The sequence below is a fragment of the Pseudomonas sp. HLG18 genome, assembly GCF_051903985.1.
Taxonomy (GTDB): domain Bacteria; phylum Pseudomonadota; class Gammaproteobacteria; order Pseudomonadales; family Pseudomonadaceae; genus Aquipseudomonas; species Aquipseudomonas fluorescens_BT.
Genome location: NZ_CP195831.1, coordinates 5,560,843 through 5,582,054, shown reverse-complemented (window position 1 = coordinate 5,582,054; position 21,212 = coordinate 5,560,843). Strand labels below are relative to the sequence as shown.

Here is a 21,212-nt window from a genome sequence, read left to right as displayed (position 1 = left end):
GAAAGTTGTGTCGCCGGGGAGGTCGCCTTCGCGGGCAAGTCGAATCGTCGCACCGCCGCTCCCACAGGGAACGCATTCCAATGTGGGAGCGGGCTTGCTCGCGAATGGGGCGACTCGGTCTATATGACCGAGTTATTCCATGTCCTTGAGCCACTCGGTGCTCTTGAACCACTTGTCATGGATGCGATCGTAGGTGCCGTCTTCGTGGATCTGGTGCAGGAAGTTGTTGATGAAGTTGAGGCTGTCGTAGTCACCCTTCTTCAGGCCGAAGGCCAGTGGCTCGTAGGTGAACGGCTTGTCGAGGAACACCAGTTTGCCGGCGCCGACCTTGTTCACTGCAACGACGTTGTACGGGGCGTCGTAGATGAAGGCGTCAGCCTTGCCGTTCACCACGTCGAGCACGGCTTCCTGCTCGTTGTCGTAGCCGTGGTACTTGGCCTTGGCGATCAACTTCTTGGCGACCATCTCGCCGGTGGTGCCGAGCTTGGAGGTGATGCGGTAGTCGGCGGTGTTCAGGTCTTTATAGGACTTGATGGTGCCTTCCAGCTCCTTGCGGATCAGCAGGGTCTGGCCGACCACGATGAACGGTTCGCTGAAGTTCAGGCGCAGGTTGCGTTCCTGGGTCAGGGTCATGCCGCTGCCGATCATGTCGAACTTGTCGGTCATCAGCGCCGGGATAATGCCGTCGTAACCGGTCGAAACCAGCTCCAGCTTGACGCCCATGGCCTTGGTCATGGCTTTGAGGATGTCGACTTCGAAGCCGATGATTTCGCCGCGCTTGTTGGTCATCTCGAACGGCATGTAGGTCGGGTCCATGCCGACTTTCAAGGTGCCGCGCTTGACCGCGTCATCGATTGCGCCGGCCTGCGCCGCATTGACTGCAACCAGTGCCGTGACGCCGACCAGCAGCATCGACAGATACTTCTTCATCTTCAAGTCCCCAAAACCATTGCGTTTGCGGCGCGAAAACCGACAGAGATGGACAAAATTGTCCGGGTGCGCCAATTCGGGGACGGATGCTAACGCACTCGATTTTTTGCACAAGGTTTAATGGGCGATTTGTTTAACAATCAAGGGCCGGGCCGAGGGGCTCCTTTATCGAGATCAAAAAAAACCCCGCTTTCGCGGGGTTTCTTCATCAGGCCGGTTGCGCCTGCAAGCTCACAGGCTTGAGCGGCAGCAGCGGCGCATGGGGGTCGGCTTTCACCGAAGCCCGCCAGGCGTCCAGCCACTCGTTGTGACCTTCGGCCCACACCTGCTCGTGCAAACGGGCCAGGGCGACCGGATCGCTCAGCAGTTGCAGGCGATCATGGTTGTTCAGCCCGGCCGGGCCAACCTTGATCGCGTGACGCACACGCTCCTGACGCAGCCATTCGATCGGCTCGGCCTCACCGTGACGCGAAGTCGCCAGCGAGCACGCCAGGGCGTTCTGCTGCGGATCGACCACGGCACGGACGAAGCCGTCGTTCAGCGCGTGCCAGCGGTTTTCGTGGGTGTACTGATCAGTGGCCAGCAGCGCCTGTGGCGGATTGTATTCCTCGGGGATGAGGAACAGGCTCTCGTCACGGGATTTGAGGCCCAGCCCCACACGGCTGGAAATCACCGACACCGGAATCGACAGCATCAGCGAACCGACGATCGGCACCAGCCACCACAGGAAGCTCGGGTTCAGCCAGATCACCAGCAGCGCCCAGAAGAAGCCCAATAGCGTCTGCGGACCGTGGCGCTTGACCGCCTCGCTCCATGGCGTGGAGTCGTCGTCACGCTGCGGCGAGTTCCAGGTCGCAGCCCAGCCGAGGAACGCGGCCAGGACAAAACGGGTGTGGAAAATCATCCGCACCGGCGCCAGCAGCATGGAGAACAGCATCTCCAGCAGCATCGACAGGGTCACCTTGAACTTGCCGCCGAACTCTTTCGCACCCTTGGCCCAGATCAGGATGATGCTCAACAGCTTCGGCAGGAACAGCAGCACGATGGTCGTCGAGAACAGCGCGATGGCCTTGTCCGGGTGCCATTGCGGCCACAGCGGATAGAGCTGACGCGGTTCGAGGAAGTACTGCGGCTCCATCAGCGTGTTCACCGCCAGCAGCGCGGTGGACAGCACGAGGAAGAAGAACCACAGCGGCGCCGACAGGTAAGACATCACGCCGGTCAGGAACACCGCGCGGTGCACCGGGTGCATGCCTTTGACCAGGAACAGACGGAAGTTCATCAGGTTGCCGTGGCACCAGCGACGGTCACGCTTGAGTTCGTCGAGCAGGTTCGGTGGCAGTTCTTCGTAGCTGCCCGGCAGATCGTAGGCAATCCACACGCCCCAGCCGGCACGGCGCATCAGCGCGGCTTCAACGAAGTCGTGAGAGAGGATCGCACCGGAGAACGCCCCCTTGCCCGGCAACGGCGCCAGGGCGCAGTGGTCGATGAACGGCTTCATGCGGATGATCGCGTTGTGACCCCAGTAGTGGGATTCACCCAGCTGCCAGAAGTGCAGGCCGGCGGTGAACAGCGGACCGTAAACGCGAGTGGCGAACTGCTGCATGCGTGCATACAGCGTGTCCATGCCCGAAGCACGCGGCGCGGTCTGAATAATGCCGGCGTCCGGAGTGGCCTCCATCAGGCGCACCAGACTGGTCAGGCACTCGCCGCTCATCACCGAGTCGGCGTCGAGCACGACCATGTACTTGTAATCACCGCCCCAGCGACGGCAGAAGTCGTCGAGGTTGCCGCTCTTGCGTTTGACGCGGCGACGGCGGCGGCGATAGAAGATCTTGCCGAAGCCCTTGGCTTCACGGCAGACGTCCAGCCAGGCCTGCTGCTCAGCAACACAGATGTCGGTGTCGTTACTGTCGCTGAGGACGAAGAAGTCGAAACGATCCAGGTCACCCGTGGCCGCCACCGACTCGAAGGTCGCACGCAGACCGGCGAACACTCGCGGCACGTCTTCGTTGCAGATCGGCATCACCAGTGCGGTGCGCGCATCTTTCGGAATCGGTTCGTTGCCAGCGCTTTTACCGGAGATCCGGTATTTATCGTGACCGGTGAGCAATTCGAGGAAGCCCATCAGCGCGGTCCAGAAACCGGCCGACACCCAGCAGAACAGAATCCCGAACATGATCAGGATGCTGGTCTGCAGCGCATACGGCAGCACTTGCGTGGCGGTCTGCAGCAGCGGTTGATGCAGGACTTCTTCCAGATCGACGAACGACCAGCCCTGGTACGGCATGATGCCTTTCATGTACCAGCCGGCGACGATGGTCTGGCCGAGCATCAGGATCAGCAGGATGTAGCGACGGATCGAACCGACGGTGCGCCAGCGTGCGGCCGGCAGCACGTTCTGGTCCTTCGGCGGCTGCGGCGGGTTGGTCCGGCCGGTCATACGACGCCAGCCACGCACCAGGATATTGGTGCGCCACGGCTCCGGCACGACCTTGGTCCGACGGATCGGCGGCGTAGCCTTGAGGCTGACCCGGCCACTGGCATCGAGCACCAGCATTTCCGCGTCTTCCAGCTCTTCGGCGGTGCTCAGGGTCAGGCGCTTGCCGACCGAAGCCTGGGCGGCTTCGGTCGGCGCGTCGAACGTCGAGGACGACAGGCGTTGATGCAATTCGCTGAAGGACTGGCAGCCCGCGAGTTCCGCGCGCTGTTCGTCGGTCATCGGCAGATGCGCCAGATACTCGGACAGAGTCTCTGGCTGTACTTGAGAATTACTCATCGGCAGGCAACTGATAGCTCCAGGTCTCGGTCAGGACTTCTTCAGTCGAGGCCGGTTCCGGTGTGGCTGGGGCCGCGTCCGCAGCCGCTGGCTGCTTGGCGTCTTTGTTGGCCTTGTCCTTGGCGTCTGTCGCTGGCTTGGCGTCGGCCTGTTTGGCTTCGGCGGCCTTGGCTTCCTTGTCGGCTTTCTCTTGCTGCTTGGCGGCGATCTTGTCGGCCTTCGCAACCGAGGAATTGGAAGCCGGCAGCGAGGTCTTGGCCAGATCGGCCGGGACGATGTTCTGCACCAGTGCGGCGCGCATCTCGGTCGACTTGCTCGCGTCCTTGATCTTCATCCGCAGGGTCAGGCGCCAGCCCTTGGTTTCAGGGTTGTAGCGCACGCTGTTTTCGACCAGTTCGGCGTTGTCGCCGACGCTGACCTGGCTGCGAACGTCCGCATCCGAGGCCAGGGCCGCCAGAGACGGGCCTTCGAAGTCGACCAGATAGGCAACGCTGCCATCCGGCTGACGGATCAGGTTCGATTGCTTGACGTCACCGGTCGAACGCAGGGTCTGCTTGACCCAGGCGCTGTCCGGCGCGTGAATCGCCGCTTCGTCCATGGTCCAGTGCATGCGATAGGCGAAGTCCAGCGGCTTGCCTGGCTCCGGCAGTTTTTCCGGGTTCCAGAACGCAACGATGTTGTCGTTGGTTTCGTCGGCGGTCGGGATCTCGACCAGATCGACGGTACCTTTGCCCCAGTCACCCTTCGGCTCGATCCAGGCGCTTGGACGCTTGTCGTAGCGGTCATCGAGATCTTCGTAGTGGCTGAAGTCACGGCCACGTTGCAGCAGACCGAAACCACGCGGGTTTTCGACGCTGAACTGGCTCACGGCCAGATGTTTAGGGTTGTTCAGAGGGCGCCAGATCCATTCGCCGTTGCCGGCATGGATCGACAGACCGCTGGAGTCGTGCAGTTCACGACGGTAGTTGAGCACTTTCGACGGCTGGTTGGCGCCGAACAGGAACATGCTGGTCAGCGGCGCGATGCCGAGCTTGCCGACCTTGTCACGCAGGTACATCTGGCCCTTGACGTCAACGATGGTGTCGCTGCCCGGACGCAGGATCAGGCGGTAGGCGCCGGTCGCACGTGGCGAATCCAGCAGGGCGAAGATCACCAGATGCTTGTCACCCGGCTTCGGCTGTTGAATCCAGAACTCGCGAAAACGCGGGAATTCTTCGCCGGACGGCAAAGCGGTATCGATCGCCAGGCCACGGGCCGACAGACCGTAGGTGTGACCCTTGCCGACAACGCGGAAGTAGCTCGCGCCCAGCATGGTCATGATTTCGTCTTGCTTGTCAGCCTTGTTGATCGGGTACAGCACACGGAAACCGGCGTAGCCCAGCTGTTCGGTGGCCTTGGGATCGAACTGCAGATCGCCGAAATCGAAACGGCTCGGATCGTATTTGATCTCTTCGACGGTGTTCGCGGTGATTTCGTTGATTTTCACCGGCGTATCGAAGTGCATGCCCTGATGGTAGAAGGACAGCTTGAACGGGGTCTTCTGGTCGGCCCATTCGGCTTTTTCGGTGCGGAAACGAATCTTCTGATAGTCCGCGAACTTCATCTCACGGAATTCGTTCGGCAGGTTGCTGCGCGGGGCTTCGAACTTCTGCCCGGCCAGCTCTTTGGCCTTGGCCGACACATCGTCAAGATTGAATGCCCAAAGCTGGCCGGCGCTGAGCAGGCAGAGAACTGCCGAGCCCGCTACCAGAGCGCTGCGCAAGCGTTTGGCAGACAATTTTGCTGCATTACAGGGACTAACAATCACGAGCAACCCTCGCCGAAAACAGATCAATAAACCAACGGCCAGATGAAGCGCCTGTGAGGTATTCGGTACAAAAATAACCGACCTTGCAGGACACCCTTGCCAAGTTGGCGAGCATTGTTCCGACTCCGCTGGGTCGAAATGATTCCCCAATCGGATCCGGACAAGTCTCTACCTAAGTCAAAATGGACCAACGAACGCTGATCCCCGTAGCGCGCGATTATCTAGTAGCCCGCGTGACAACGCATCAGGGGTAACAAAGTATTTATCGCGAAAATTCCCTGTTTTCAGTCGAAAAGCCCTTAAAAACGTGTTTCAAGCACTTTCATGTCTGTAACAGGAAGGTTACCGGGCCGTCATTGACCAGGTGAACCTGCATATCCGCGCCGAATCTACCTGATGCCACAGTGCCATGCATCTGTTTCGCTTTGCTGAATAGATAGTCGAACAATTCCTCGCCCAGCGCCGGAGGGGCGGCGGTCGAGAAACTCGGACGCAACCCGCTTCTGGTGTCGGCAGCCAGGGTGAACTGAGAGACCAGCAGCAGCCCGCCGCCCACATCCGCCAAAGACAGATTCATCTTGCCTACGGCGTCACCGAATACTCGATAGTTAAGCAGTTTATGCAGAAGTTTGTCGGCGCTGGCCTGCGTGTCGTCGGGTTCGACCGCCACCAGCACCAGCAATCCCTGATCGACGCTGCCGACCACCTCCCCCGCCACTTCGACTCGCGCGCCTTTCACGCGCTGCAATAGCCCCTTCATGCTTCTTCGGGCGGCAGGTCGAGCAGGCGCCGGGCCATGTTGCTGGCGGCGCGTACCAGCGCATCGGTGATACCCGGTTCCGAGGCCGCGTGACCGGCATCGCGGATCACCTGCAGCTCGCTGTTCGGCCAGGCCTGATGCAGTTCCCAGGCATTGTCGAGCGGGCAGATCACGTCGTAGCGGCCGTGGATGATCACGCCGGGCAGATGGGCGATCTTGCCCATGTCGCGGATCAACTGGTTCGGTTCCAGGAAAGCGTTATTGGTGAAGTAGTGGCATTCGATCCGCGCGATCGACAAGGCACGCTGCGGCTCGGAGAACCGGTCGACCACCAGCGGGTTCGGGCGCAGGGTCGCGGTGCGCCCTTCCCAGGTCGACCAGGCCTTGGCCGCGTGCATCTGGGCGATCTGATCGTTGCCGGTCAGGCGTTTGTGGAACGCGCTGAGCAGGTCGTCGCGCTCATCCAGCGGGATCGGCGCGAGGTAGTCCTGCCAGTAATCGGGGAACAGACGGCTGGCCCCGGCCTGGTAGAACCATTCGATTTCCTGCGGGCGGCAGAGAAAGATCCCACGCAGGATCAGACCATGCACGCGCTCCGGGTGAGTTTGCGCGTAGGCCAGCGCCAGGGTCGAACCCCAGGAACCGCCGAACAGCACCCATTTGTCGATGCCCAGGTGTTTGCGGATACGCTCGAGGTCTTCGACCAGATCCCAGGTGGTGTTGTTTTCCAGGCTGGCGTGGGGGGTGGAACGTCCGCAGCCACGCTGGTCGAAGGTGACGATGCGATACAGATTCGGATCGAAGTAGCGGCGACTCTGGGCATCACACCCCGCGCCCGGGCCACCATGGATGAAGACCACCGGCAAACCTTCCGGTGAACCGCTTTCGTCGACGTACAGCGTATGGGTGTCATCGACGGCCAGATCGTGCCGTGCGTGAGGTTTGATCTGCGGAAACAAAGTCTGCATTGCGCGCTCCGTAAGGGGTCGAGGTCATCCCTGGGGGGACTTCTATTATTCTGCCGTCCGGCATCATAAACCCGATTTACGTCAATGAGCATGCCCGCGCGCTGTCACATTTTGTCAGTCATGAACCCCAGCAGGTTCTCAAAGAGACGATCGACCTCGGCGACCTGATGCCGCGCCCGCAGGCAACCGTGAACCAGCCCTTCGCCGTAGTACAGCGCCGCGTCGACGCCCGCCGCGTTAAGCCGTTCGGCGTAGCACACGCCGTCGTCACGCAGCGGATCGAACTGAGCGACGGCAATCCAGGCCGGGGGCAAACCACTGAAGTCATCGGCCAGCAACGGCATCGCATAGGCGTTCGGCTTCGCGGTGCCGCGCAGGTACAAGGCGTGATAACAATCGACATCGCTGCTGGCGAGCAGCGGCGCATCGGCGCATTCGCTGCGCGACGGTAACTGTGCGTCGCCTCCCAGCCCCGGATAGATCAAGACCTGCGCGCCCGGCAGCGGCTGGCCGGCATCGCGCAAGGCCAGGCACAACGCCGCCGCCAGATTGCCGCCTGCGCTGTCGCCGGCTACCAGCATCCGCTCGGCGTCGAACCAGAACGGCCCGCTGCGCAACGCGCGCCACACGGTCAGGCAATCCTCGAAACCGGCCGGGAACGGATGCTCCGGCGCCAGCCGGTAATCCACCGCCACCACCATCACCCCCAGCGCGATGGACAGTTCACAGCAGATGAAATCATGGGAATCCAGCCCGCCGACCACCCAACCGCCGCCGTGCAGATACAACACGCACGGCCAGCCACTGACCGATGGCCGGACGGGCGGGCGATACGAACGCACCGCCACCCCGCTCAACTGGAAATCCACCACCTCCAGACCCGCCGGTCGCTCGGGCGCGAAGGCCCGGCACATGTCGTCATAGGATTTGCGCAAACCCGCGAGGCTGCCGTCATCACTGGCGAAGCTTTCGGTTCTGGCGACAAACGCCGCCATCGCCGGTGAAAGTGGATAAGTGCTCATCAGTTTTTCAGGCTGGCCTGGACTGTGGCCACGCCGTCCTTGCCGTCAAAACTGCTGACACCCGCCAGCCAGCGTTGCAAGTCGTCGGGATGCTCACGCAGCCAGGTTTTCGCGACTTCCTGAGGTGTCTTGCGCTCCATGATCGGCACCATCAACTGGCTTTCCTGGGCGGCGGTGAAGGTCAGGTTTTCCAGCAGTCGATGGACGTTCGGGCAGCGCTCGGCGTAGTCCGGCGCGGTAACGGTGGAAACGGTGGCGGCGCCTTCGTTGGGGCCGTAAACGTCTTCGCTGCCGGTCAGGTAGGTGATTTTCATGTTGATGTTCATCGGATGCGGGGTCCAGCCGACGAACACCACGAATTCCTTGCGGTTCACCGCCCGCTGCACGGCGGCGAGCATGCCGGCCTCACCGGATTCGATGATCTTGAAGTCCTTCAGGCCGAAATGGTTGGTCTCGATCATGGTCTTGATCGTGGTGTTGGCGCCGCTGCCGGGCTCGATACCGTAGATCTTGCCGCCGAGCTGATCCTTGAATTTCGCGATGTCGCCGAAGGTTTTCAGCCCCGCCGCCGCAACATAGTCCGGCACTGCCAGCGTGGCCTGGGCATCGGCCAGGCTTGGCTTGTCCATCACCTTGACCTGATTGGCGGCGAGGAACGGCGCGATGTTCTTGTCCATCGCCGGTTTCCAATAGCCGAGGAAAATATCCAGACGCTTGTCGCGGATGCCGGCAAAGATGATTTGCTGCACGGCGCTGGTCTGCTTGCTCTCGTAGCCCAGGCCGTTGAGCAGCACGTCGGCCATGCCGCTGGTGGCGATCACGTCGGTCCAGTTGACCACGCCCATGCGCACGGTTTTGCAGGATGCATCGTCGGAAGCCATGGCGCCGGCGCTGAGCAGCGCACTGCCGGTCAGGATTAACGCACAACGAGTGAACAGTTTTTTCATGTGGGATCGTCTCGTGCGGCAGCAGTTTATTGTTCGGATCGGTGTCTTCTTGCACCGTGACCGAAACATTACGCAGCAGGCGAGACGGAAAAGCGAACTGTGGCGACCGGGATTTGCACGGTGGCGACCCTGTTGGAACGCGAAACCTGTGGAAACCCAAAACCCTTGTGGGAGCGGGCTTGCCCGCTCCCACAATTAGTTATGCGTTGTAGTGGGATTTGCCCCAGGCGAGCAGCCCTTGCAGCAACTCCTTGAGCACCACCCGCGTCGGCTCCGCCAGATCGGCGCGGTAGCGGAACGGTTCGAACTCTTCCATGTAGGTGCACTGGCCCAGTTCCAGCTGCACGGCGTGGATGTTCTCGGCCGGGTTGCCGTAGTGACGGGTGATGTGGCCGCCCTTGAAGCGTCCGTTCAGCACATGGCTGTAATCGCCGTGGCGTGCGCAGATTGCTTCCAGTTGCGTAGCCAACTGCGGATCGCAACTGGCGCCGTTGAAGGTGCCGAGATTGAAGTCCGGCAGCTTGCCGTCGAACAGGTGCGGGATCACCGAACGGATCGAGTGCGCATCGAACAGCAGCGCGTAACCGAACTCGGCCTTCAGCCGCGCCAGCTCTTCCTGCAAGGTGCGGTGGTACGGCGTCCAGATCTGCTCCAGATAGGTCGCACGCTCTTGTTTCGACGGCTCCTGGCCTTCCTTGAACAACGGAATGCCATCGAACAGCGTCGCCGGGTACAGGCCGGTGGTGGCGCCGGCGTACAGCGGTTTGTCGTCGGACGGCCGGTTCAGGTCGATGACGAACCGCGAGTACTCGGCCGCCAGGGTGCTGGCGCCCAGTTCGGCGGCGAAGTCGTAGAGCTGCGGAATATGCCAGTCGGTGTCCGGCAGGCTTTTCGCGTCCGGGATCAATCCGGCCTCGACCGCCGGAGTCAGGCGCACACCGGCGTGAGGCATGCTGATCAGCAGCGGCACGCGACCTTGTTTGAAGTTCAGAACCTTATCCACAACCACTCTCCTACAGACTTGATTCAACGCCGTGACGCACGACGCGTTTGTCCAGTTCACCACCGAGCCAGTACGCCAGATCCGCCGGACGGTCGATCTGCCAGGCGACAAAATCCGCGACCTTGCCGACTTCCAGCGAACCGTGGGTCTCGGCCATGCCCAGGGCTTGCGCCGCGTGAATCGTGGCGCCGGCCAGCGCCTCTTCCGGGGTCATGCGGAAACAGGTGCAGGCCATGTTGAGCATCAGGCGCAACGACAGCGCCGGCGAAGTGCCGGGGTTGAGGTCGCTGGCGATGGCGATTTTCACTTTGTGTTTGCGCAGGGCGTCCATCGGAGGCAACTGGGTTTCGCGCAGAAAGTAGAACGCCCCCGGCAACAACACCGCGACGGTGTCGGATTCGGCCATGGCGATGGCGTCGGCTTCGTCCATGAACTCCAGGTGATCGGCGGACAATGCGTGATAACGCGCGGCCAGGCTGGAGCCGTGCAGCGACGACAATTGCTCGGCATGCAGCTTCACCGGCAGACCGAGTTTTTGCGCGGCGATGAACACCCGCTCGACTTGCTCCGGGGAGAACGCCAGGTATTCGCAAAACGCATCCACCGCGTCCACCAGACCTTCGGCGGCCAGGGCGGGGAGCATCTCGGCGCAGATGTGATCGATGTAGTCGTCGGCGCGATCCTTGTATTCCGGCGGCAAGGCATGGGCGGCCAGGCAGGTGCTGCGCACGCTGATCGGCAGCTCGGCGGCGAGACGACGGATGACCCGCAGGATCTTGCGCTCGCTGGCCAGATCGAGGCCGTAGCCGGATTTCATTTCGACCGTGGTCACGCCATCACGCATCAGGCTTTTCAGGCGTTTGGCGGCGCTGGCGAACAGTTCGTCTTCCGACGCTTCACGCGTGGCGCGCACGGTGCTGGCGATGCCGCCGCCGGCGGCTGCGATCTCGGCGTAGCTGACGCCTTGCAGGCGTTTCTCGAACTCACCGCTGCGGTTGCCACCGAACACGGTGTGGGTGTGGCAGTCGATCAGGCCGGGGGTGACCCACGCGCCCTGCAGATCATTGACCGCCGGATATTCGCCGGACGGCAATTGGCTGCGCGGGCCGATCCACTCGATAAGTGCGCCGGACGTCACGATGGCCGCATCCTCGATGATCGAGTAGACGCCTTGCGCCATGGTTGCGACGTGGCAGTGTTGCCAGAGGGTTTTCATCCCTTAGTCTCCACAGTATTCGTAATCGAATCGCCAGCAGGCTGGCTCCCACAGGTTGCGCGGTGCTCTTGTGGGAGCCAGCCTGCTGGCGATGAGTGCATCACAGGCTCGGCAGCAACTTAGCCGGAACCAGCTCCGTCAGAACCCGCGAAGCCAGCAGCTCGGTCGCCGCATTGATGTCCGGTGCGAAGAAGCGATCCTTCTCGTAGAACGGCACTTCGCGACGCAAAATTCCCCGGGCCTTTTCCAGTTTGCTCGAGGTCTTCAGGCCGTTGCGCAGGTCCAGCCCCTGCACCGCCGCCAGCCATTCCACTGCGAGAATGCCGCGAGTGTTTTCGGCCATTTCCCACAGACGCTTGCCGGCAGCCGGGGCCATCGACACGTGGTCTTCCTGGTTGGCGGAAGTCGGCAGGCTGTCCACCGAATGCGGATGGGCCAACGCCTTGTTCTCGCTGGCCAGCGCCGCAGCGGTCACCTGAGCGATCATGAAACCGGAGTTCACCCCGCCATTGGCCACCAGAAACGGCGGCAGTTGCGACATGTGCTTGTCCATCATCAACGAGATGCGGCGCTCGCTCAGGGAACCGATTTCGGCGATGGCCAACGCCATGTTGTCAGCGGCCATGGCCACCGGTTCGGCGTGGAAGTTGCCACCGGAAATCACGTCGCCTTCGGCCGCGAACACCAACGGGTTGTCGGACACGGCGTTGGCCTCGATGACCAGCACCTCGGCGGCCTGACGGAACTGGGTCAGGCACGCGCCCATGACTTGTGGCTGGCAACGCAGCGAGTACGGGTCCTGGACCTTTTCGCAGTTCTGGTGCGAGTCGGAGACTTCGCTGCGCTCGCCCAGCAGATCGCGGTAAGCAGCAGCGGCGTCGATCTGGCCTTTCTGGCCACGGGCGGCGTGGATACGGGCATCGAACGGCGAGCGCGAACCGAGCACCGCTTCCACCGTCAGACCGCCCAGCGCCAGCGCACCGGCGAACAGGTCTTCACCTTCGAACAGACCGCGCAGTGCGAATGCGGTGGAAACCTGAGTACCGTTGAGCAGCGCCAGACCTTCTTTGGCCGCCAGCGTCAGCGGGGCCAGACCGGCGACTTTCAGCGCTTCCGTCGCTTCCATCCACTCGCCCTTGTAGCGCGCCTTGCCCTCACCCAGCAGCACCAGCGACATGTGCGCCAGCGGTGCCAGGTCGCCGGACGCACCCACCGAACCCTTCAACGGAATATGCGGATAAACCTCGGCGTTGATCAGCGCAATCAGCGCATCGATCACCACGCGACGGATCCCGGAGAAACCACGGCTGAGGCTGTTGACCTTGAGCACCATGATCAGGCGCACCAGCTCATCGCTGATCGGCTGGCCGACGCCGGCGGCGTGGGACAACACCAGCGAACGCTGCAGGTTTTCCAGGTCTTCGCTGGCGATGCGGGTCGAGGCCAGCAGGCCGAAACCGGTGTTGATGCCGTAGGCGGTGCGGTTCTCGGCAAGGATCTGCTCGACGCAGGCGACGCTGGCTTCGATCTGGGCGCTGGCGCTGTTGTCGAGGGTCAGCTTGACCGGGTGCTGATAGACGTCACGCAGTTGGGACAGGCTCAGTTGGCCGGGGATCAGGTTCAGCGCAGTCATTTAAATGCTCCTTTTGAGGCATTGTTATTAACTACCAGTCGCTCCGGAGCATTCCGTTATCCGTCGCCTCTCGCCTTTTGGACGATCCGCGCCTTGGCACGCTGGTATGGGTAGTTGTCAGTGCAAATTCGGTAAGGCGTTGTGCAACAGGTTCGAGTCTTTCAGAACACTTGCAGCAGCGGCGATATCCGGCGCCAGCCAACGGTCCTGATCGTAGGCCGGGACCTTCTCGCGCAGCAGTCGCCACGCCACATCGGTGCCCGCGCCGAAGCGCTGGTCCTTGAGAAATTCAAAAGCCTGTGCCGCCAGCAGGTACTCGATGGCGAGGATCTGCGTGCAGTTTTCCAGCGCACGGTGCAGCTTCAGCGCGGCGTTGGTGCCCATGCTCAAATGGTCTTCCTGCAGGCCCGAAGTGACGTAGTTGTCGAGCACCGCCGGTTGCGCCAACTGGCGGTTTTCCGCACACAGCGACGCGGCGACGTATTGCACGATCATCATCCCGGAGTTCACCCCCGGGTTGGCCACCAGAAACGCTGGCAGACCACTGACGTGCGGGTTGATCAGACGATCCAGACGTCGCTCGGCAATCGAGCCGATTTCGGCCATCGCAATCGCCAGCAAGTCCGCCGCCAGCGCCACCGATTGCCCGTGCGGGTTGGCCTGGGACATCACCCGGAAGTCGTCCGGCGTGCCCAGCAGCAACGGGTTGTCGGTGCAGCCGTTGAGTTCGGTTTCGATCTGTTTGATCGCGTGCTCCAGTTGATCGCGTGCGGCGCCATGCACCTGCGGGATCGAGCGGATGCTCAGCGCATCCTGGGTACGAATGCCTTTGCTCTTCGCGATCACTTCACTGCCATCGAGCAGCGCCCGTAGATTGACGCCGACCTGTTGCATGCCCGGGTGCGGCTTGAGCGCGATGATCTCGGCATCGAACGCGGCGATCTGGCCGCGCTGGGCTTCGAAGCTCATGGCACCGATCACGTCGGCCCATTGCAGCAGACGCGTGGCGTCGGCAATCGCCAGGCAACCGAGGCCGGTCATGCACGGCGTGCCATTGACCAGACACAAACCGTCCTTCGCCCCGAGCTGCACCGGTTGCAGGCCCTCTTCGGTCAGCGCCTGTTGTGCGGACACCACTTGCCCGCGATAGCTGACATTGCCCACGCCCAGCAGCGCGATGCCGACGTGGGCCATGTGGGTCAGATAACCCACCGAACCCTGGGACGGCACCTGCGGGGTGATACCGCGATTGAGCAGCGCCAGCAGCGCTTCGACCACCCGGCGATGAATGCCGGACTTGCCGTGGCTGTAGTTGCGGATCGCGGCGCACATGATGGCGCGGGTCTGCTCGTCAGCCAGTACCGGACCGACGCCGCAGGCGTGGCTGAGCAATGTGTTGCGCGACAGCTGGCTGAGCTGTTCACCCTGCAGCGAGACGTTGGACAAACCGCCCAGCCCGGTGTTGACGCCATAGGCGCGTTCGCCGCTGGCGACGATGCGCTGGACGATGCCCTGAGCGTTTTCAATGCGCGCCCAGGTCTGGGCCGACAGCTCGAGCTGCGCGCCGTGACGGGCGACTGCGACCACATCCTGCCAACGCATCGGGGCGTCGGCGATAACGATTTTTTCAGCCTGGGACATCACTTACCTCAACCATAATTTTGATGCAGCCTCACCGGCCTCATCGCTGGCAAGCCAGCTCCCACAGAATCTCCGCTGCTCACACAATCCCTGTGGGAGCGGGCTTGCCCGCGATGAGGCCAGTCTGTGCACTGCAAAACTCAGATCAGACCACCGCCGCCCGCCGCTGCACGAAGCGGTCGACATACTCGTCCGCCGGCGAGTGCAGGATCTCTTTCGGCGTACCGACCTGGATCAGGCGACCGTCCTTGAGGATCGCGATGCGGTTGCCGATGCGCACGGCCTCGTCGAGGTCGTGGGTGATGAAGACGATGGTCTTGTGCAGGGTCTTTTGCAGCTCCAGCAACTGGTCCTGCATCTCGGCGCGGATCAGCGGGTCGAGGGCGCTGAACGCTTCGTCCATCAGGATGATGTCGGTGTCCGCCGCCAGGGCGCGGGCCAGGCCGACACGCTGGCGCATGCCGCCGGAGAGCTGGTGCGGGTATTTGTTTTCGTAGCCCTTGAGGCCCACGGTGTTGATCCAGTGCAGCGCGCGTTCGGCGCACAGCTGCTTGCTCTCGCCGCGCACTTTCAGGCCGTAGGCGACGTTGTCGAGCACGGTCTTGTGCGGCAGCAGGCCGAAGCTCTGGAACACCATGCTGATCTTGTGCCGGCGAAATTCGCGCAGGGCGTCCATGTCGTATTGCAGGATGTCCACGCCGTCCACCAGGATCGCGCCGCTGGTCGGGTCGATCAGGCGGTTGAAGTGGCGTACCAGCGTCGATTTGCCGGAGCCGGACAGGCCCATGATCACGAAGATCTCGCCGGTGCCGATGCTCAGGGACAAGTCGTTGACCCCGACCACACAACCGGTTTCGTTCAGCACCTGCTCCTTGGTCTTGCCCTGGCCGACCATGGCCAGCGCATCCTTGGAACGGTTACCGAAAATCTTGAAGACGTTTTTGACTTCGATCTTGCTCACGGTTGCGTTGTTCATTTGCTCACCTCATGCCGTGGCCGACCATACGCCTGGGTAATGCGGTCGATGACCACTGCGAGAATCACGATCGCCAGACCGGCTTCCAGGCCGCGTCCGACGTTGAGGGTCTGAATGCCCACCAGCACATCTTCACCCAGGCCACGGGCGCCGATCATCGAGGCGATCACCACCATCGACAGGGCCATCATGGTGGTCTGGTTGATCCCGGCCATGATGCTCGGCAGGGCCAGCGGCAGTTGCACGCCGAACAATTGCTGCCAGCGGTTGGCGCCGAAGGCGTTGATCGCTTCCATCACTTCGCCGTCGACCTGGCGGATGCCCAGATCGGTCAGGCGGATCAGCGGCGGCGCGGCGTAGATCACGGTGGCGAAAATCGCCGGCACCTTGCCCAGGCCGAACAGCATCAGCACCGGAATCAGGTACACGAAGCTGGGCATCGTCTGCATGATGTCGAGCAGCGGCATCAGGAACGAACGCAGGCGATTGCTGCGCGCCGAGAGAATCCCCAGCGGCACCCCGATCAGCACCGAAATGACCGTGGCGACCATCATCAGCGCCAGTGTCTGCATCAACTTGTCCCACAGGCCGACGGCGCCGACCAGGAACAGCAGACCGACGATCACGGCGGTGGTCACGACTTTGCGGGTGGCGTGCCAGGCAACGCCTGCAACGATGGCCAGCATCAGCCACCACGGTGCAGCGCGTAACAGGCCTTCAAGGTTGACGATGGCCCACAGCAGGGTGTCGGAGATGTGGCGGAACACGTCACCGTAGTTGGTGACCAGTGCATCGACCCAACCGTTGACCCAGTCGGCGATGGAAAACGTAAAGCGTTCGGGAAACATAAGAGACTCTCAATCAAGGGGTTGCGATCAAGCGTCCGACTGCCGTTGCCGGCAGCCGGTGAAGCTCGACCTACAAGGCCGCGTCGATTTTCTTGGCTGCGTCGTCGCTCACCCATTTGTGCCAGACTTCAGGATGTTCCTTGAGGAAGATTTTCGCCAGTTTCGGCGACTCGATCCGCTCCTTGGTCATGCGACCCAGGTTCTGGTTCAGCAGGTCGATCGGCAGGTTGACCTTTTCCAGCACGGCCACCAGCTCCGGGGCTTGCTCGTGGAAGGCCTTGGACAGGCCGACCTTGATGGTCACGCGCTTGTCGACGCCCGGTTTCTCTTCCAGTTTGACGGCGTCGATCTGACCCATCAGCGGGGTTGGCGACCAGTAGTAGAACAGGATCGGCTCGCCACGCTTGTAGCTCGACAGCACCGCCGCATCCAGCGCCGGGCCGGTGCCCGGGCGGAAGTTGGTGTAGCTGTTTTCCAGGCCGTAGCTTTTCAGCATTTCGCTGTTGTCCAGCTCGCAGGTCCAGCCGGCCGGACAGTTGTAGAAGCGGCCCTTGGACGGTTCTTCGGCATCCTTGAAGATCGCCGAGTATTTGCCCAGGTCAGCGATGTTTTTCAGGTCTGGCGCCTTGGCTTCGATCTTGCGCTTGGCATCGCCTTCGATCACGTAGCGCGGCACATACCAGCCTTCAACCGCACCGACGACCGGCGCGCCGACACCGACGACCTTGCCGGCCTTCTCGGCCTTGTTCCAGACTTCGCTGCGGCCGACCCACTCTTCGGCGAACACTTGAATATCGTTGCTGCTCAGCGCGTTTTCCATGGTGATGGAGTTGCCTGGCAGGCTGTCGGTCTTGCAGTCGTAACCTTTCTCCAGCACGACCTGCAGTACGTCGGTGAGCAACATCGCGCTTTCCCAGTTCAAACCGGCGAATTTCACCGGTTTGCCGGATTCGCACCAGCCGGCAGCCTGAGTGGCGCCGGCACTGGCCAGCAGGCCCATGGACAGCAATGTGGTCAGCAGGGTCTTGTTCGATTTCATTGTTGTGACGCTCCTAATCATGAATTGGCTTACGGCAGTTCAAGAGGCATCCAGCCCTGTCCACGTCCAGATCAGGCCTGTGCCGCAGCGCGGCCGGTCCCGTTTGCTTCAGGTTGTACAACGCTGTTCTGCTCGACCGGCAGAATCAGGTGATCGGGCACGCTGCCGTGCCATTTCATTGCGCACAGGTAGTAAAGCGCAGCGGGCAGCACCAGACCGATGATCCACGAGATATCCACATCACCCAGCGCGGCAACCAGCGGACCGGTATAGAACTTGGTGGAGATGAACGGCAGCTGCACCAGCACACCGAACACGTAGACGCTGATCCCGAGAATGTTCCAGCGACCGTAGCGACCGTTCGGATCGGCCAGCGCCGGTACGTCATAGCGCTCGCGAGTGATGCAGTAGTAGTCCACCAGGTTGATCGCGCTCCACGGCGTGAAGAACGCCAGCAGGAACAGGATGAAAGACTTGAACGCCCCGAGGAACGAGTGCTGGCCGAGCAGCGCCATCAGAGTCGCCGCTCCAACGATGACCAGCACGAACACCAGACGCTGCATGCGCGTTACTTTCAGGTCACCACGAAAACCGCTGATGATGGTCGCGATGCACATGAAGCTGCCGTAGGAGTTCAGCGTCGAGATGGTCACCTTGCCGAACGCGATGCTGAAATACAGCAGCGCAGCGGTGGCACCGGTGCCGCCCAGACCGACGATGTAAGCCACTTCATGGCCGGCAAACTGGCCGTTGGCCGAAGCCGCCGCGAACACACCGAGAATCATCGCTACCTGCGCGCCGATTACCGAACCGGCACCGGCGGCGAAAAAGGTTTTCACCGAGGAAACCTTGCTCGGCAGGTAACGCGAGTAGTCAGCCACATAAGGGCCGAAGGCGATCTGCCAGGACGCTGCGAGCGACACCGCCAGCAGGAAACTGCTCCAGCTGAAGTGGCGAATTTGCAGGAGTGCGCCGACGTCCACCTGACTCATCAGACGGCTGAACAGATAAACGAAAGCAATCACGCCAATGACACTGGCGATACGACCGATCCAGTGGATCACCCGATAGCCGAGCACCGTGACCACCACGATGACGCTGGCGAAAAGCAGGATGCCGACGGTGTCACTGACACCAAACAGCTGGCCCAGCGCCTGACCGGACAGCACAGTCCCGGTGGCGGTGAAGCCCAGGTACATCAGGCACACCAGCACGATCGGGATGGCTGCGCCGTAAACCCCGAACTGCACACGGCTTGAGATCATCTGCGGCAGGCCCAGCTTCGGACCCTGCGCCGCGTGCAACGCCATGACGCCGCCGCCCAGCAGTTGACCGATCAACAGACCGATCAGCGACCAGAACACATCGCCGCCCAGCACCACGGCCAGGGCCCCGGTGACAATCGCAGTGATTTGCAGGTTGGCACCCATCCACAGGGTGAACTGACTGAATAGACGACCGTGTCTTTCCGCTTCCGGGATGTAGTCGATCGAACGCCTTTCGATCAACGGTTTACTGCCTGCACGATCGGTGTTGCCCGCCATGATTCAACCTCTGTGGATTGTTCTGGGTTTTGTTGCTGTATTGGCTTGAGCGGGAGCGAGCACGCTCGCTCCCGCCGTTTTTTATTTGCCGGTGATCATCGGCAGGTTCAGCCCCTGCTCCTTGGCGCAGTCGATGGCGATCTGGTAACCGGCGTCGGCGTGACGCATCACACCGGTACCCGGATCGTTGTGCAGCACGCGAGCGATACGCTCGGCCGCCTCGTCCGTACCGTCGCAGACGATCACCATGCCCGAGTGTTGCGAGAAGCCCATGCCGACGCCGCCACCGTGGTGCAGCGACACCCAGGTCGCGCCGCTCGCGGTGTTGAGCAAAGCGTTGAGCAGTGGCCAGTCGGAGACCGCATCCGAGCCGTCCTGCATCGATTCGGTTTCGCGGTTCGGGCTGGACACCGAGCCCGAATCGAGGTGGTCGCGACCGATCACGATCGGTGCCGACAGCTCGCCGCGACGGACCATTTCGTTGAACGCCAGACCGAGTTTGGCGCGCTGGCCCAGGCCGACCCAGCAGATCCGCGCCGGCAGACCCTGGAAGCTGATGCGCTCGCGAGCCATGTCCAGCCAGTTGTGCAGGTGTGCATCGTCCGGGATCAGTTCTTTGACTTTGGCGTCGGTCTTGTAGATGTCCTGCGGATCACCCGACAGCGCCGCCCAGCGGAACGGGCCGATGCCACGGCAGAACAGCGGACGGATATAAGCCGGCACGAAACCCGGGAAATCGAAGGCGTTTTCCACGCCCTCTTCCTGGGCCATCTGACGGATGTTGTTGCCGTAGTCGAAGGTCGGGATGCCTTGCTTCTGGAAGTCCAGCATGGCTTTGACGTGCACCGCCATCGACTGCTTGGCAGCCTTGATCACCGCGGCCGGTTCGGTCTTGGCGCGGGCGCGGTATTCGTCCCAGGTCCAGCCGGCCGGCAGGTAGCCATTGAGCGGGTCGTGGGCGCTGGTCTGGTCGGTGACCATGTCCGGGCGCACGCCGCGACGGACCAGTTCCGGGAGGATTTCGGCGGCGTTGCCCAGCAGCGCGATGGAGATCGCCTTGCCTTCTTTTGTGTACTTTTCAATGCGCGCCAGGGCGTCGTCGAGGTCTTTGGCCTGTTCGTCGACGTAACGGCTTTTCAGGCGGAAATCGATGCTGACCTGCTGGCATTCGATGTTCAGCGAGCAGGCACCGGCCAATGTGGCAGCCAGCGGCTGGGCGCCGCCCATGCCGCCGAGGCCCGCGGTCAGGACCCAGCGGCCCTTCAGGTTCGAATCGTAATGCTGGCGACCGGCCTCAACGAAAGTTTCGTAAGTGCCTTGGACGATGCCCTGGCTGCCGATGTAGATCCAGCTGCCGGCGGTCATCTGGCCGTACATGGCCAAGCCCTTGGCGTCGAGTTCGTTGAAGTGTTCCCAGGTCGCCCAGTGCGGTACCAGGTTGGAGTTGGCGATCAGCACGCGCGGCGCATTGCTGTGGGTCTTGAACACGCCGACCGGTTTGCCCGATTGCACCAGCAGGGTCTCGTCGTCGTTCAGGTTGGTCAGGCTCTCGACGATCTTGTCGTAGCACTCCCAGTTGCGCGCGGCGCGGCCGATGCCACCGTAAACCACCAGCTCTTTCGGGTTCTCGGCCACTTCCGGGTCGAGGTTGTTCATCAGCATGCGCAGCGGCGCTTCGGTCAGCCAGCTCTTGGCGGTCAGCTTATTGCCGCGCGATGCACGGATCTCAACATTGCGGAATTTTGTAGGCTTATTGTCAGTCACGAAAAAGACTCCTCAGCGATCAATTCAAACCAACCCTGGCGATGGGCAAGCGGCTTGTGCGCTTCAATGCGCGACAAGCGAATCAGTGGACGCTGCGGAGAACCTCTAACGACTCATACGCATACGTCTTTACTTGTACATACAAGCATATGCAATCGAGCGGCCAACTTGTTGGAGGGCTGTTCAACAAAAATGCCGGACACGACTGGAGGACGCCTATATCAAGGGCTGTGGCGTGTATGAATTTTTTCGCGAGGTGGGTCTGCGCGAGCAGTGAGCTGTTACAGAAGCGTGGTTTTGCGCCACGCTGGGGCGTTCGGTAACAAGTTGGTGCG

General features: G+C 61.9%; 16 protein-coding genes. All 16 read right to left on the bottom strand.

Going from position 1 to position 21,212, the window contains the following annotated elements; translation table 11 throughout:
• Window positions 1-132: 132 nt before the first annotated feature.
• Window positions 133-930, bottom strand: a complete 798-nt coding sequence (locus ACSPX5_RS25675; RefSeq protein WP_169428486.1) for a transporter substrate-binding domain-containing protein — start codon at window positions 928-930, stop codon at window positions 133-135.
• 208 nt (window positions 931-1,138) lie between these two features.
• The gene (mdoH, locus tag ACSPX5_RS25670) at window positions 1,139-3,709 is read right to left on the bottom strand and encodes a glucans biosynthesis glucosyltransferase MdoH (RefSeq protein WP_439820502.1); all 2,571 of its coding nucleotides are present in this window, start codon (window positions 3,707-3,709) and stop codon (window positions 1,139-1,141) included.
• Window positions 3,702-5,516: a glucan biosynthesis protein G gene (locus ACSPX5_RS25665; RefSeq protein ID WP_439820501.1), complete on the bottom strand. Its 1,815-nt coding sequence runs from the start codon at window positions 5,514-5,516 to the stop codon at window positions 3,702-3,704. The genes mdoH and ACSPX5_RS25665 overlap by 8 nt, the downstream gene beginning before the upstream one ends.
• Before the next feature lie 322 nt (window positions 5,517-5,838).
• Complete coding sequence (gene dtd, locus ACSPX5_RS25660) at window positions 5,839-6,276, bottom strand: D-aminoacyl-tRNA deacylase (RefSeq protein WP_169428483.1); 438 nt, start codon at window positions 6,274-6,276, stop codon at window positions 5,839-5,841.
• Entirely contained in the window at window positions 6,273-7,244 is a 972-nt protein-coding gene (pip, locus tag ACSPX5_RS25655; protein WP_169428482.1) for a prolyl aminopeptidase, read from the bottom strand. Before pip ends, dtd begins: the two co-directional genes overlap by 4 nt.
• Before the next feature lie 104 nt (window positions 7,245-7,348).
• Window positions 7,349-8,266: an alpha/beta hydrolase gene (locus tag ACSPX5_RS25650; RefSeq protein ID WP_439820500.1), complete on the bottom strand. Its 918-nt coding sequence runs from the start codon at window positions 8,264-8,266 to the stop codon at window positions 7,349-7,351.
• Entirely contained in the window at window positions 8,266-9,213 is a 948-nt protein-coding gene (locus ACSPX5_RS25645) for a choline ABC transporter substrate-binding protein (RefSeq protein WP_323161095.1), read from the bottom strand. The genes ACSPX5_RS25650 and ACSPX5_RS25645 overlap by 1 nt, the downstream gene beginning before the upstream one ends.
• Before the next feature lie 199 nt (window positions 9,214-9,412).
• Window positions 9,413-10,216, bottom strand: coding sequence for an N-formylglutamate deformylase (gene hutG, locus ACSPX5_RS25640; protein ID WP_439820499.1), 804 nt, complete (start codon window positions 10,214-10,216; stop codon window positions 9,413-9,415).
• Between the two features lie 10 nt (window positions 10,217-10,226).
• A complete protein-coding gene (gene hutI / locus ACSPX5_RS25635; RefSeq protein WP_074689540.1) occupies window positions 10,227-11,432 on the bottom strand; it encodes an imidazolonepropionase in 1,206 nt (401 codons plus the stop codon).
• A 100-nt stretch (window positions 11,433-11,532) separates the two neighbouring features.
• Window positions 11,533-13,065: a histidine ammonia-lyase gene (hutH, locus tag ACSPX5_RS25630; protein ID WP_439820498.1), complete on the bottom strand. Its 1,533-nt coding sequence runs from the start codon at window positions 13,063-13,065 to the stop codon at window positions 11,533-11,535.
• Between the two features lie 117 nt (window positions 13,066-13,182).
• Window positions 13,183-14,706 (bottom strand): histidine ammonia-lyase, encoded by a 1,524-nt coding sequence (hutH, locus tag ACSPX5_RS25625; protein WP_439820497.1) that lies wholly within the window; start codon window positions 14,704-14,706, stop codon window positions 13,183-13,185.
• A 145-nt stretch (window positions 14,707-14,851) separates the two neighbouring features.
• Window positions 14,852-15,682, bottom strand: a complete 831-nt coding sequence (locus ACSPX5_RS25620) for a quaternary amine ABC transporter ATP-binding protein (RefSeq protein WP_169428476.1) — start codon at window positions 15,680-15,682, stop codon at window positions 14,852-14,854.
• Complete coding sequence (locus ACSPX5_RS25615; protein WP_085711027.1) at window positions 15,679-16,530, bottom strand: ABC transporter permease; 852 nt, start codon at window positions 16,528-16,530, stop codon at window positions 15,679-15,681. Before ACSPX5_RS25615 ends, ACSPX5_RS25620 begins: the two co-directional genes overlap by 4 nt.
• Window positions 16,531-16,600: 70 nt before the next feature.
• Window positions 16,601-17,569: an ABC transporter substrate-binding protein gene (locus ACSPX5_RS25610; protein ID WP_169428475.1), complete on the bottom strand. Its 969-nt coding sequence runs from the start codon at window positions 17,567-17,569 to the stop codon at window positions 16,601-16,603.
• Window positions 17,570-17,640: 71 nt separating this feature from the next.
• Window positions 17,641-19,113 carry a purine-cytosine permease family protein gene (locus tag ACSPX5_RS25605; protein ID WP_169428474.1) on the bottom strand — a complete coding sequence of 491 codons (1,473 nt, stop codon included), beginning with the start codon at window positions 19,111-19,113 and terminating at the stop codon, window positions 17,641-17,643.
• An 81-nt stretch (window positions 19,114-19,194) separates the two neighbouring features.
• Complete coding sequence (hutU, locus tag ACSPX5_RS25600; RefSeq protein WP_439820496.1) at window positions 19,195-20,877, bottom strand: urocanate hydratase; 1,683 nt, start codon at window positions 20,875-20,877, stop codon at window positions 19,195-19,197.
• Between the last annotated feature and the right edge of the window lie 335 nt (window positions 20,878-21,212).

Excerpts from the sequence above, each read along its gene's own strand:
- ACSPX5_RS25605 (WP_169428474.1), bottom strand. The coding sequence starts at position 19,113 with ATGGCGGGCAACACCGATCGTGCAGGCAGTAAACCGTTGATCGAAAGG.
- pip (WP_169428482.1), bottom strand. The coding sequence starts at position 7,244 with ATGCAGACTTTGTTTCCGCAGATCAAACCTCACGCACGGCACGATCTG.
- hutH (WP_439820497.1), bottom strand. The coding sequence starts at position 14,706 with ATGTCCCAGGCTGAAAAAATCGTTATCGCCGACGCCCCGATGCGTTGG.
- ACSPX5_RS25645 (WP_323161095.1), bottom strand. The coding sequence starts at position 9,213 with ATGAAAAAACTGTTCACTCGTTGTGCGTTAATCCTGACCGGCAGTGCG.
- ACSPX5_RS25650 (WP_439820500.1), bottom strand. The coding sequence starts at position 8,266 with ATGAGCACTTATCCACTTTCACCGGCGATGGCGGCGTTTGTCGCCAGA.
- hutH (WP_439820498.1), bottom strand. The coding sequence starts at position 13,065 with ATGACTGCGCTGAACCTGATCCCCGGCCAACTGAGCCTGTCCCAACTG.
- hutI (WP_074689540.1), bottom strand. The coding sequence starts at position 11,432 with ATGAAAACCCTCTGGCAACACTGCCACGTCGCAACCATGGCGCAAGGC.
- mdoH (WP_439820502.1), bottom strand. The coding sequence starts at position 3,709 with ATGAGTAATTCTCAAGTACAGCCAGAGACTCTGTCCGAGTATCTGGCG.
- ACSPX5_RS25610 (WP_169428475.1), bottom strand. The coding sequence starts at position 17,569 with ATGAAATCGAACAAGACCCTGCTGACCACATTGCTGTCCATGGGCCTG.
- dtd (WP_169428483.1), bottom strand. The coding sequence starts at position 6,276 with ATGAAGGGGCTATTGCAGCGCGTGAAAGGCGCGCGAGTCGAAGTGGCG.
- ACSPX5_RS25615 (WP_085711027.1), bottom strand. The coding sequence starts at position 16,530 with ATGTTTCCCGAACGCTTTACGTTTTCCATCGCCGACTGGGTCAACGGT.
- ACSPX5_RS25620 (WP_169428476.1), bottom strand. The coding sequence starts at position 15,682 with ATGAACAACGCAACCGTGAGCAAGATCGAAGTCAAAAACGTCTTCAAG.
- ACSPX5_RS25675 (WP_169428486.1), bottom strand. The coding sequence starts at position 930 with ATGAAGAAGTATCTGTCGATGCTGCTGGTCGGCGTCACGGCACTGGTT.